The following is an 11,807-nucleotide window of genomic DNA, read 5'->3' on the forward strand; positions in this document are numbered from 1 at the left end:
CGAGCTGACTCGCCCGCCCGCCGAAAGGTACGCTCCGGCCGTGTCCCGGAAGCCTCTGCGTGTACTGACCCCCCGCTCGGTCCTGCCTGCCCTGGCGGTGATGCTGGTCCTTGCGGCCGGTGCGGCGGCACACGCCAACAAGCCGGTGCCGTTCGGCGACCGGGTGGCCGGGCCGGGCAACGCGGACGCCACGCCCGTCAACTCCCAGTCGCTCAGCGCCGCAGACCTCGACCTGCGGGTGGTCGGCGGCGGCCTGGAGGCGTTCCACCGCCAGAGCGGCGCCTCCGCGTGGACGTACAGCCGCGAGGGCGCCGAGGCGCTCCACCTGGCGATGGCCGGGGAGAACGCGATCGTGGTCTGGGACGACGGCCTCGTCACCTCGGTGCGCCCGGGCGACCACGAGGTGCGCTGGCACCGCGCCGTCCCGGGCCTGGTGGACTGGCTGCGCGGCTCCGACGAGCCGGGCGCCGACAAGCGCACCCCGGAGCAGCGCAAGCAGCTGGCCAAGGAGCGGGCCGCCGGCGCGCTGCACACCGTCCAGCGGGACGGCTCGCCCTGGCTGGCCGTTGTGACCCCGAGCCTGACCATGGGCCTGCGCGACGCGGACGGCGACCTGCGCTACAACGACAAGCCCCCGAGCGGCTGCGCCTTCGACCCGCTGCGCACCGTCCACACCGACTACGCGGTGCTGATCCCGCGCACCTGCACCAACGGCTCCGGCCAGGCCGTCTCCGGCGCCGTCACCGGCTACCGGCTGGACAGCAGCGGCTGGGCGACGGGCACCGGGCCGAGCCCGGTCGTCAAGGTGCTGGACGCGCGCCGGGTGAAGGTCTCGGACGGGCCGATCCTGCCGCCGAAGGTCATCGACACCAAGACGGCCGCCCCCGAGACGCCCTGCGGCAACCCGGCGGCCCCGTTCGCGGCCGTCCGCCCGCTGAACTGTGTCGACCCCTCCGCCACCCCGGGCGCACTACCGCAGTAGTGGCACTACGTCAGTAGTCCCACGGTGGAGCACTACGGAAGTAGTGCCACTACCGGCGTAGTCACCGCCCGGGCCGGGCGTACCCCGGGGAGGTACTTCCCGGGCGTTTCGCGCGGCCCGGTAGACTTGCCGTCATGGCTATCTTCTCCGGGCAATAGCGGGCGGCGGCGCTCGATCCGCAGCGCCGAACCGTCGTCGAAGCCCCCTTCCGCTCGCCCGCCACGTCCCAGGAGCAGTTCCCAGCCATGATCTCCGCCACCGCCCTCGAACTGCGCGCCGGTGCCCGCGTCCTCATCGAGTCCGCCAGCTTCAAGGTCGCCGCGGGCGACCGGATCGGCCTGGTCGGCCGCAACGGCGCCGGCAAGACCACCCTCACCAAGGTCCTCGCCGGTGAGGGCATCCCCGCCGCCGGGACGGTGACCCGCTCGGGCGAGGTCGGCTACCTCCCGCAGGACCCGCGCACCGGCGACCTCGACGTGCTCGCCAAGGACCGCATCCTGTCCGCCCGCGGCCTCGACACCGTGCTCAAGAAGATGCGCGAGAACGAGGAGCGGATGGCCAACGGCAAGGGCGCCACCCGCGACCAGGCGATGAAGAAGTACGCCCGCCTGGAGACGGAGTTCCTCACCAAGGGCGGGTACGCCGCCGAGGCCGAGGCCGCCACCATCGCCGCCGCGCTCGGCCTGCCCGACCGCATCCTGGGCCAGCCCCTGCACACCCTCTCCGGTGGTCAGCGCCGCCGCGTCGAGCTCGCCCGCATCCTGTTCTCGGACTCGGACGTGCTGCTGCTCGACGAGCCCACCAACCACCTGGACGCCGACTCCATCGTCTGGCTGCGGGACTTCCTGAAGACGTACAAGGGCGGCTTCATCGTCATCTCCCACGATGTCGAGCTGGTCGAGACGGTCGTCAACAAGGTCTTCTACCTGGACGCCAACCGCTCCGCCATCGACGTCTACAACATGGGCTGGAAGCAGTACCAGCAGCAGCGCGAGGACGACGAGAAGCGCCGCAAGCGCGAGCGGGCCAACGCCGAGAAGAAGGCCGCGACGCTGAACGCGCAGGCCGACAAGATGCGCGCCAAGGCGACCAAGACCGTGGCCGCGCAGAACATGGCCCGCCGCGCTGACAAGCTGCTCGCCGGCCTGGAGCAGGTCCGGGTCAACGACAAGGTCGCCAAGCTGCGCTTCCCGGACCCGGCCCCCTGCGGCAAGACCCCGCTGACGGCCGAGGGCCTGTCCAAGTCGTACGGCTCGCTGGAGATCTTCACCGACGTCGACCTGGCGATCGACCGCGGCTCCCGCGTCGTCGTGCTGGGCCTCAACGGCGCCGGAAAGACCACCCTGCTGCGGATGCTGGCCGGGGTGGAGAAGCCCGACACCGGCGAGGTGATCCCGGGCCACGGCCTGAAGATCGGTTACTACGCCCAGGAGCACGAGACCCTGGACCCGGACCGCACCGTCCTGGAGAACATGCGCTCGTCCGCGCCGGACACCGACCTGGTGCAGATCCGCAAGATCCTCGGTTCCTTCCTCTTCTCCGGCGACGACGTGGACAAGCCGGCCGGGGTGCTCTCCGGCGGTGAGAAGACCCGTCTGGCGCTGGCCTCCCTGGTGGTCTCCTCGGCCAACGTGCTGCTGCTCGACGAGCCCACCAACAACCTCGACCCGGCCAGCCGCGAGGAGATCCTCGGGGCGCTGCGCGACTTCTCGGGCGCGGTCGTGCTGGTCACCCACGACGAGGGCGCGGTCGACGCGCTCCAGCCGGAGCGGATCATCCTGCTGCCGGACGGCGTGGAGGACCTGTGGAGCCCGGCGTACGCCGACCTGGTCAACCTGGCCTGACGGGACGTGGACATCCGTCCACCGATAGGACCAGAAAAACTAGTCCATACGGCGTGTCCGGGAATGAAGTAGCTCCCGATTCCGTTTAAGAACTTCCCGTCGGCCCGCCACTCGATCGTGGTCGGGCCGACGCTGCTGATCAGCCCTTTCGCGGCGGACGGCGGATGCCGACTGGGGGCGTGCACTCTGAGTGAGCGCCCCGACGCGCTCGGATCACCACCGCAGGACTGCGCATTCCCGACATCGGACTTGTCGAATGGGTGGCCAGGAGACGGTGGATGGGTGATCATGGGAATCTGACCGAGCAACGCTATGAGGAGGCACGGGTGGCCGAGACTCTGAAAAAGGGCAGCCGGGTGACCGGTGCCGCGCGTGAGAAGCTCGCGGCCGATCTCAAGAAGAAGTACGACGCCGGGGCGAGCATTCGCGCCCTCGCGGACGAGACCGGCCGTTCCTACGGCTTCGTGCACCGGATGCTCAGCGAGTCCGGAGTGGTGCTCCGGGGCCGCGGCGGTGCCACGCGAGGCAAGAGCAAGGCGACTGCCGGGGCCGGTTCCTGACGGATCGTCAGCCACAGCTGAATGGCGCGGCGGCAGGACGCCGGCCGAGGGCGCGGCGGTCCACCGCCGACTGATCGTCCGTCCTCGGACCGAGCGGACCGGCCGCCGATCGTCATGTCCCGATCCTTCACCCGTTCGGCTCAGTCGCCCCGCGTGGATCTTTCCCGGGCGCGGCCCTGCCGCTGAGCGCCCGCTTTTGTTACTCTCCGGTAGCCGAATCCCTCGCCACCGGAGGTTCCCGCATGACCGCCCCCGCCATCGACCCGCAGGCCCCGAGCTGGGAGCGCGACGGCGTCCGCCTGGAGATCGAGGGCGAACTCGCCGTCGTCACCCTCTGTCAGCCCACGCGCCGCAACGCCCAGTCGCCCGCCCTCTGGCGTGCCCTCGTCGACGCCGGCCGTGACCTCCCCGGCAGCGTCCGGGTGGTGCTGCTGCGCGCCGAGGGCCTCTCCTTCTCCGCCGGCCTCGACCGCGCGATGTTCACCCCCGAGGGCATCCCCGGCGAGCCCACCTTCCTCCAGCTCGCCGCCGCCGAGGACCGCGAACTCGACGACACCATCGCCTCCTACCAGGAGGCGTTCACCTGGTGGCACCGGGCCGACCTGATCTCCGTCGCCGCCGTCCAGGGCCACGCCGTGGGCGCCGGCTTCCAGCTCGCCCTGGGCTGCGACCTGCGCGTCGTCGCCGAGGACGTGCAGTTCGCCATGAAGGAGACCTCGCTCGGGCTCGTCCCCGACCTCGCCGGTACCAAGCCGCTCACCGACCTCGTCGGCTACGCCCGGGCGCTGGAGATCTGCGCCACCGGCCGCTGGGTCGGCGCCGAGGAGGCCACCACCATCGGCCTGGCCAACCTGGCCGTCCCCGGCACCGAACTGGACGCCGCCGCCCGCGACCTCGCCGCCGCCCTGCTGGCCGCCCCGCGTGGAGCCGTCATCGAGACCAAGGCGCTGCTCCAGGGCGCCTCCCGGCGCACCCTCGACGAGCAGCGCTCCGCCGAACGGGTGGCGCAGGCCCGTCGGCTGCGGGAGCTCGCCGGCATCGGCGACTGACCGCGGTACCGCACGGGACAGGGCCCGGCCCCGGGGAGCACCCGGGGCCGGGCCCTCGCCGTTCCGGCGGGCGGGGTTCGTGGCGGAATGTCACAGTTGGGATGCTTTGCGATACAGCTGGTGCCGTTACGACGGGAGAACCACCTCATGCCTGACACTCCGACGCCCGCGAGCCTGCACAAGAGCCCCGGCCACGCCCCCACCCCGGGCGCGGCGCCGTCCGCCCCCAAGCCCGGCCCCAGCGGCGCCGCCGGAGGCGACGGCGGCCGGTCCGTCGGCGAGCGCGGGCGGACGGCGCTGGCCGTGGGGGTGGTCGAGAAGATCGCCGGAATGGCCGCCCGCGAGGTCTCCGGCATCCACGCCCTCGGCTCCGGCCTCTCCCGCACCTTCGGCGCCATGCGCGACCGGGTGCCCGGTGGGAAGTCCAGCGTCGGGCGGGGCATCAAGGCCGAGGTCGGCGAGAAGCAGACCGCGATCGACATCGCGCTGGTCGTCGAGTACGGCGTGGTCATCCCCGAACTCGCCCACCAGGTGCGGGAGAACATCATCGACGCGGTGGAACGGATGACGGGCCTCGAGGTCGTCGAGGTCAACATCGCCGTCAACGACGTTCACCTGCCCGACGAGGCGGATGTCGAGGAGGAGGAAGAGCAGGCGCTCTCCCCGGGACAGCGCCCGAGGCTCCGGTAGACCCGGACGGATCCACGGTACGAGGAGGAACGGATGAACCTGGCCATCGTCGGCCTGGTGGTGGGCATGGCCCTCGGTTTCGCCGGGTACTTCGGCGGGTTCGCGGCGTTCCTGCTCGTGGCGGCGCTCGGACTGGTCGGCTTCGTGCTCGGGCGGGTGCTGGAAGGGGACATCGAGCTGGGTGACCTCGGTGACCTGCTGCGCGGGCGGGACCGGCGTCGTTGACGCCCCCGGCCGGCGGCGGAGCCGCCCTCCCGTCCCGGGCCGCCACCAGAGGCCGCCTGCGGATCGCGGACCGGGTCTACGCCCGGATCGCGGCGGCCGCCGCCCGCGAGGCCCTGGCCACCGCCTGGGTCGGCCGGGCCGCCACCGGGAAGCCGCCCACGGTCTCGGTGCACGTCCCGGGCAGCACGGTGACCGTGCGGGTCGGCGTGGAACTGCCGTTCCCCGCGGACCTCGGCGCACTGGCCCGGGGCGTACGGGAGCGGGTGGCGGCGCAGGTCCTGGAGTTGACGGGGACACGGGTGTCGGAAGTGGTGGTCGTGGTCGAGAAGTTGATCGCCCGGGGGGCCTCGTGAGCGAGGACCGCGAGGGCTCCGAGGTCCGCGAGGAGTACGACAGCCTTGAGGAGCGCGAGGCCCGCGAGGAGCGCGAGGGCCTTGAGGAGCCGAGGGCGGTGAGGGTGCGGCGGCTGCGGGCGCCGCGGACGGCCGCCGCGGCGCTGGTCGCCACCGCGCTGCTGGTCGCGGCGGGGGCGCTGCTCTACGACGTGGTGGCGGTCCGGGCCGGGCAGCCCGCCCGCCGCTGGCGGGCGCAGCTCGCGGACGAGCTGGCCACCCGTCACCTCGACGACCTGTGGGTGCTGGTCGGCGCCGGGGCGGCTGTGCTGCTGGGCGGCTGGCTGCTCTGGCTGGCCCTCGCACCCGGACTGCGGAAGTGGCTGCAGCTGCGCCCGTACGGCGGCACCAGCGCGGCCATCGACCGCGCCGGCGTCGGCCACCTGCTGGCCGACCGGGCGGCGGGGCTGACGGGAATCGAGGACCTGCGCATCCGCGTGCGCCGGAGGCGAGTGCGCGTGCGGCTGACCGGCCCGGCCGATCCCGCGTCGGTTCAGCGGCAGTTGAGGGACGAGCTGGCGAGGGTCGGCCTGGCCCGCGAGCTGCGGCTGGACGTACGCGCCGCAGGCGGCGGCGGTGGTGTGGCTGACGGGCCGGAGCGAGAGCGGGTGGCGGTGTGAGGCGGGGCGCGGTGAATCGGGTGTTGCTGGGGCTGGTGGGGGCGGTGCTGTTCGGGGTGGGGGTGTTGGTGCTGGCGGGCGGGCTGAACCTGTACCGGCATCTGGGGGTCTCGCCGCCGTCCCGGTGGCCGTTGACCTCGCCGGACCAGCCGGTGGTGAGTGAGCGCTCGCGGATGCGGTGGGTGGCGGAGGACTGGTGGTGGCCCGCCGTGATCTCCGGGCTGTCGGTGCTGGTGGCGGGCACGGCCTGGTGGCTGGTGGCGCAGCTGCGGCGCAGCGGGCTCTCCAGCATCGCCGTGCCGACGCCAGGGGCCGGGGGCCTGAAGCTGCGGGTTGCGGCGCGGGCGCTGGAGGAGGTGCTGGAGAGCGGGACGGCGGTGCTGCCGGAGGTGGAGCGGGCGGGGGTGCGACTGGTGCGGGCGCCCCGGCACCCCCGGCTGCGCGGCGCCGTACGGCTGACGCCGGGCGGGGACCCGGCGGGGTTGGTGGCGCACTTCGAGGACGGTCCCCGGGCGGACGCCCTGGCGAGCCTGGGGCTGCCGGAGCTGCCCGCCGAGCTGCGGGTGCGGGTGTTGCAGGCGGCCCCCGTCGAGCACCGGCACCGGCGCGGGCGGCGCCGGCGCAAGCAGCACCCGCGCGTCGTCTAGAGGCTGCGCAGCGCCCCGCCGTCGACCGGGATCATCACGCCGGTCAGGTACGAGGCCGCGGGCGAGAGCACGAAGGCCGCGACCTTGCCGAACTCCTCCGGGGTGCCGTACCTGCGCAGCGGGATGGCGGCGCACGCCTGGTCGCGGGCGGCGGCCGGGTCGGGGGCGAGGCCGTCGAGTTCGCGGACGCGGTCGGTGTCGATGCGGGCGGGCAGGAGGCCGATGACGCGGATGCCGCGGGGGCCGAGTTCGTCGGCGAGGGCCTTGGCGGCCATGGCGAGGCCGGGGCGCAGGCCGTTGGAGACGCCGAGGCCGGGGACGGGCTGGCGGACGGAGCTGGAGAGTACGAAGCCGATCACGCCGCCTTCGGGGAGTTCGGCGGCGGCGGTGCGGGCGATGCGCAGGGCGCCGAGGAAGACGGACTCGAAGGCGTCGCGCCAGGCGGACTCGGGGGTGGCTTCGACGGTGCCGGCCTGGGGGCCGCCGACGCTGATCAGGACGCCGTCGAAGCGGCCGAAGCGTTCGCGGGCCTCGGTGACGAGGCGTTCGGCGGTGGCGGGGTCGGCGTTGTCGGTGACCAGGCCCTGGGCGCTGCCGAGGGTGGACAGTTCGGCGACGGCGGAGTCGACGCCGGCCTGGGTGCGGCCGGTGATCAGCACGTGTGCGCCGTCGGCGGCGAGTTCGCGGGCGGTGGCGAGGCCGAGGCCCCGGGTGGCGCCGGTGACGACGTACGCCTTGTTCCTGAGTCCGAGATCCATGGGGACCATCTTGCCGCCCGGGGCTGGCGTTGACGTCCGGGGGAACGTTTACGGTCGTCACTCGGGAGCACGGAAGGGCGGCCATGAGGATCGGGGAACTGGCGGAGCTGGCGGGGACGACCACGCGCACGCTGCGGTACTACGAGCAGCTGGGGCTGCTGCCGGCCCGTCGGGCGGGCAACGGGTACCGGGCGTACGACGAGGCGGACCTTCGGCTGCTGCGGGAGATTCGCGTGCTGCAGGACTTCGGCTTCGGGCTGGAGGAGACCCGCCCGTTCGTGGAGTGCCTGCGGGCGGGGCACCCGGAGGGGGATTCCTGCCCGGCCTCGCTGGAGGTGTACCGGCGCAAGCTCGCGGAGCTGGACGACTGCATCGCCCGGCTGGAGGACGTCCGGCGGCAGGTGGCCGGGCAGTTCGAGCGGGCGGTGCAGGCGCGGGACGAGCTGGCGGCCTCCGTGCAGCCGCCGTTGTGTGAACTGACCGAGGACTCGACCGAGGACTCGACCGAGGAGGAGTAGACGATGGAGATCGCAGGGGTGCCGGCGGTGACGGACGCGACGTTCGCGTCGGAGGTGCTGGAGGCGGAGGGGCCGGTGCTGGTGGACTTCACCGCGGACTGGTGCCCGCCGTGCCGGATGATGGCGCCGGTGCTGGCGGACATCGCCCGGGAGGAGGCGCACCGGCTGCGCGTGGTGAGCCTGGACGTGGACGTGAACCCGGAGACGCAGGCGGCGTACGGCGTGCTGTCGATGCCGACGCTGATGGTGTTCAAGGGCGGGGAGCCCGTGCGCTCGGTGGTGGGGGCGCGGGCGAAGGCCCGGTTGCTGCGCGAGCTGGAGGAGGTCCTCTAGCGGCCGGTCAGGCGCCGATCGGAGTCCGGCCAGAGCCCGATCAGCCCGCCGGTCAGGCGTCGGCCGGGACGGCTTCGACGGACACCTCGGCCTCGGCGGCCTGCTTGGCCCGGTCCTTGGCCTCGCGGCGGGCGAGGATCAGCACGCCGACCGGGATCATCGCGGTGAACAGCCACCACTGGATGGCGTAGGCCATGTGCGGCCCGATGTCGGAGTGGTTGGGCTCGGGGACGAGCTGGGGCTGGTCCGCGGGGGCCGGGGTGGTGCCGGCGAGTTCGAGGTAGCCGCCGAGGAGGGGGGTGCCGCTCTCCTTGGACTGCTCCTCGGTGTTGATCAGGTTGAACTGGCGGTCGGGCAGGCCCGCGCGGTCCTTGATGCCGCTGGCGCCGTACGTCTCGTCGGCGCGCAGCCGGCCGGTGAGGGTGACCTCGCCGGCGGGGGCGGCGGGGACGGGCGGGTACTCGGTGGCGGTGGCGGCGGAGGCGACCCAGCCGCGGTTGACCAGGACGCTGCCCTTGCCGTCGGCCAGCTTGAGCGGGGTCACCACGAAGTAGCCGATGCTGCCGCTGGAGTCGGTGCGCTTGCGGACGACGAACTCGTGTGCCGTGTCGTACTGCCCGGTGGCCGTCACCGTGCGCCAGGTGAGGTCCTTGGGGACGGTGGCGCCGGGGGCGGCGGAGAGGGTGTCGAAGGGGACGGGCGCGGCGGTGAGGGCCTTGCCGATCAGCTCGTTCCGGGCCACCCGTGCCTCGTGGCGGTGCAGCTGCCAGAATCCCAGCTTGATCGTCGCGGGGATCAGCAGCAGCGCGATCAGGACGGTGATCAGCCACTGTCGGGTCAGCAGGAATCGGTACACACCGGAACGGTACGCCGACCTCACACCCGGCTCACGCACCGGGGTGCGGGGCGACCTCGCGCAGGAGCTGGAGGAACGCGTCCTCGCCGACGATCGGGGTGCCGAGCTCGCGGGCCCTGCGGGCCTTGCCGCTCCAGCTGGTCGGCTCGTTGGTGACGAGCAGGCTGGTGAGGCGGCTCACGGAGGTCGCGATGTGCAGGCCCGCCTCGACGGCGCGGTCCTCGAGGAGCTCGCGGTCGGTGGCGGTGTCGCCGGTGAAGGCGATCCGCATGCCCTGGACGAGCGGCCTGCCGTCCTCCCAGCGCCCCGGGTTGGGGTACGGGCAGGGCGGGCGCTTCTTGGCCTGGCGGTACTGGGAGCCCGTCCAGCCGCTGCGGCCGGGGGTGGCGGGTTCGTCCTCGCCGAGGTCGGTGACCGCGACGCAGGTCTGCAGGGGCAGGGGGACGCCGCCGTCGCGGGCCAGGTGCAGGCTGGGGCGGAACGCCTCGGCGAGGACGCGGGCGTCGTCGAGGGCGTTGTGGGCGTGGCGCTGCTGGACGCCGAAGTGGGCGGCGAGCGAGGAGAGCTTGCCGTTGGGCAGCGGAAGGCGCAGGTCGCGGGAGAGGACCATGGTGCAGAGCCGCTGTTCGACGGGGGCGTGCAGGCCGGCCCGGGAGAACTCGCGGGAGATCATGTTCCAGTCGAAGAGCGCGTTGTGGGCGACCAGGACGCGGCCGCGCAGCCTGTCGGCGAACTCCTCGGCGATCTGCGGGAAGGTGGGTGCGCCGGAGAGCAGCTCCGAGGTGAGGCCGTGGATCCACACCGGGCCCGGGTCCCTCTCGGGGTTGACCAGGGTGTACCAGTGGTCGGTGACCTCGCCGTCGTGGTCCAGCTGGTAGACGCCCGCGGAGATGACGCGGTCCGAGCGGCCGAGGCCCGTGGTCTCGACGTCGACCACCGCGAAGGGTGCGGCGGAGCGCTGGGCGGGGACCGTGGCGGTCCGCTGCGCGCCGTACGTCTCGGGCTGGATCGGTTGCATGGTCCAACAGGATAAGGGGCCGGTCGAAATGATCGGGCGGACCGGCCGGAATAGAGTGGGCGGCGGGGGGATTCGTACAAAAGCCGGGGGGCTTCGTACATCTGTTTCGTGAGGACGATTCCATGCGCGCCACCGTGATCCACGGCCCGAACGACATCCGGATCGAAGAGGTCCCGGACCCGGTGATCCAGCAGCCGACCGACGTGGTCGTGCGTGTACTGAACGCCTGTATCTGCGGCAGCGACCTGTGGGCGTACCGCGGTGTGGCGCAGCGGGTCGCCGGGCAGCGGATCGGCCACGAGTTCCTCGGCGTGGTCGAGGAGGCGGGCGCCGAGGTGCGCGGTTTCGCCGCGGGCGACCTCGTGGTGGCGCCGTTCGTCTGGTCGGACGGCGTGTGTGAGTTCTGTCTCGAGGGGCTGCAGACCTCCTGCCCGCACGGCGGGTTCTGGGGTCAGGTCGGCTCGGACGGCGGTCAGGGCGAGGCCGTACGGGTGCCGTTCGCGGACGGCACGCTGGTGAAGCTGCCGAAGGAGGCGGCCGGGGACGAGAAGCTGCTGCCCGGACTGCTGGCGCTCTCGGACGTGATGGCCACCGGCCACCACGCGGCCGTCTCGGCGCGGGTGCGCGAGGGCGTCACGGTCGCGGTGGTCGGCGACGGCGCGGTGGGCCTGTGCGGGGTGCTGGCGGCGCACCGGCTGGGCGCGGGCCGGATCATCGCGCTGGGCCGGCACACGGCGCGCACGGACCTGGCCCGGCGCTTCGGGGCGACGGACGTGGTGGCCGAGCGCGGCGACGCGGCGATCGAGGCGGTGCGGGAGCTGACCGGCGGGCTGGGCGCGCACGCGGTGCTGGAGGCGGTGGGGACGGAGGAGTCGATGCGCACGGCCGTCTCGATCGCCCGCGACGGCGGCGCCGTCGGGTACGTCGGGGTGCCGCACGGCGGCAGCGCGGGCGTCGACATCGGTCAGATGTTCGGCCGAAACGTTTCCCTCAACGGGGGCGTCGCCCCGGCCCGCGCGTACATCCCCGAGCTGCTGCCGGACGTGCTCTCGGGTGCGATCGAGCCGGGCCTGGTCTTCGACCGCACCGTGGACCTGGACGGCGTTCCGGACGGCTACCGGGCCATGGACGACCGCTCGGCACTGAAGGTCCGTATCGCGTTCTGAGGCGGCGTCGGCCGGTCCGACGTCGGAAGGGGTGGCACCGCCGGGCGGCGGTGCCACCCCTTCCGCATGTGGAGACGGTGGTGGTTTTCGGCCATTCGGATGGTGCGCAGGGGTGAACGGCTGGCTGATCGCGGTCAACCCCTTCCGGG

Annotated in this window: 15 protein-coding genes; 12 read left to right on the forward strand and 3 right to left on the reverse strand. The window is 73.2% G+C overall.

Translation table 11 applies throughout. From position 1 onward, the window contains the following. Positions 1-40 precede the first annotated feature (40 nt). From IH61_RS40945 to IH61_RS40955, 9 genes are all read left to right on the forward strand, one after another. Positions 41-982, forward strand: a complete 942-nt coding sequence (locus tag IH61_RS40945; protein ID WP_037972888.1) for a hypothetical protein — start codon at positions 41-43, stop codon at positions 980-982. Between the two features lie 245 nt (positions 983-1,227). Continuing rightward, positions 1,228-2,826: an ABC-F family ATP-binding cassette domain-containing protein gene (locus tag IH61_RS0116810; RefSeq protein ID WP_031070425.1), complete on the forward strand. Its 1,599-nt coding sequence runs from the start codon at positions 1,228-1,230 to the stop codon at positions 2,824-2,826. Positions 2,827-3,152: 326 nt separating this feature from the next. Next, positions 3,153-3,386, forward strand: a complete 234-nt coding sequence (locus tag IH61_RS0116815; RefSeq protein ID WP_031070427.1) for a helix-turn-helix domain-containing protein — start codon at positions 3,153-3,155, stop codon at positions 3,384-3,386. A gap of 242 nt (positions 3,387-3,628) precedes the next feature. Next, on the forward strand, positions 3,629-4,435 hold the full coding sequence (locus IH61_RS0116820; RefSeq protein ID WP_031070430.1) for an enoyl-CoA hydratase/isomerase family protein: 807 nt from the start codon (positions 3,629-3,631) through the stop codon (positions 4,433-4,435). A gap of 147 nt (positions 4,436-4,582) precedes the next feature. After that, a complete protein-coding gene (locus IH61_RS0116825) occupies positions 4,583-5,125 on the forward strand; it encodes an Asp23/Gls24 family envelope stress response protein (RefSeq protein WP_078911155.1) in 543 nt (180 codons plus the stop codon). A gap of 33 nt (positions 5,126-5,158) precedes the next feature. After that, the gene (locus IH61_RS0116830; RefSeq protein ID WP_031070434.1) at positions 5,159-5,350 is read left to right on the forward strand and encodes a hypothetical protein; all 192 of its coding nucleotides are present in this window, start codon (positions 5,159-5,161) and stop codon (positions 5,348-5,350) included. Next, complete coding sequence (locus tag IH61_RS0116835) at positions 5,347-5,703, forward strand: Asp23/Gls24 family envelope stress response protein (protein WP_031070437.1); 357 nt, start codon at positions 5,347-5,349, stop codon at positions 5,701-5,703. The genes IH61_RS0116830 and IH61_RS0116835 overlap by 4 nt, the downstream gene beginning before the upstream one ends. Then, entirely contained in the window at positions 5,700-6,362 is a 663-nt protein-coding gene (locus IH61_RS42920) for a DUF6286 domain-containing protein (protein ID WP_051837229.1), read from the forward strand. The genes IH61_RS0116835 and IH61_RS42920 overlap by 4 nt, the downstream gene beginning before the upstream one ends. Before the next feature lie 11 nt (positions 6,363-6,373). Further along, entirely contained in the window at positions 6,374-7,009 is a 636-nt protein-coding gene (locus IH61_RS40955) for an alkaline shock response membrane anchor protein AmaP (RefSeq protein WP_158845043.1), read from the forward strand. Here the strand turns inward: IH61_RS40955 and IH61_RS0116850 are convergent. Next, positions 7,006-7,767, reverse strand: coding sequence for an SDR family NAD(P)-dependent oxidoreductase (locus IH61_RS0116850; protein ID WP_031070442.1), 762 nt, complete (start codon positions 7,765-7,767; stop codon positions 7,006-7,008). The genes IH61_RS40955 and IH61_RS0116850 overlap by 4 nt on opposite strands. An 83-nt stretch (positions 7,768-7,850) precedes the next feature. Here IH61_RS0116850 and IH61_RS0116855 point away from each other — a divergent pair, with 83 nt between their 5' ends. Both IH61_RS0116855 and trxA read left to right on the forward strand, forming a co-directional pair. After that, complete coding sequence (locus tag IH61_RS0116855) at positions 7,851-8,285, forward strand: MerR family transcriptional regulator (RefSeq protein ID WP_037972890.1); 435 nt, start codon at positions 7,851-7,853, stop codon at positions 8,283-8,285. 3 nt (positions 8,286-8,288) lie between these two features. Then, the gene (gene trxA / locus IH61_RS0116860; protein ID WP_031070446.1) at positions 8,289-8,618 is read left to right on the forward strand and encodes a thioredoxin; all 330 of its coding nucleotides are present in this window, start codon (positions 8,289-8,291) and stop codon (positions 8,616-8,618) included. 52 nt (positions 8,619-8,670) lie between these two features. Here trxA and IH61_RS0116865 read toward each other — a convergent pair whose 3' ends face one another. Together IH61_RS0116865 and IH61_RS0116870 are read right to left on the reverse strand one after the other, a co-directional pair. Continuing rightward, on the reverse strand, positions 8,671-9,474 hold the full coding sequence (locus tag IH61_RS0116865; RefSeq protein ID WP_031070448.1) for an SURF1 family protein: 804 nt from the start codon (positions 9,472-9,474) through the stop codon (positions 8,671-8,673). Between the two features lie 31 nt (positions 9,475-9,505). Next, complete coding sequence (locus IH61_RS0116870; RefSeq protein ID WP_078911156.1) at positions 9,506-10,492, reverse strand: DEDDh family exonuclease; 987 nt, start codon at positions 10,490-10,492, stop codon at positions 9,506-9,508. 122 nt (positions 10,493-10,614) lie between these two features. Between IH61_RS0116870 and IH61_RS0116875 the strand changes: the two genes are divergently transcribed. After that, positions 10,615-11,658, forward strand: a complete 1,044-nt coding sequence (locus tag IH61_RS0116875; protein ID WP_031070454.1) for a zinc-dependent alcohol dehydrogenase family protein — start codon at positions 10,615-10,617, stop codon at positions 11,656-11,658. The last annotated feature ends 149 nt before the right edge of the window (positions 11,659-11,807 follow it).

It is taken from the genome of Streptomyces sp. NRRL WC-3742 (genome assembly GCF_000720635.1).
Lineage (GTDB): Bacteria > Actinomycetota > Actinomycetes > Streptomycetales > Streptomycetaceae > Kitasatospora.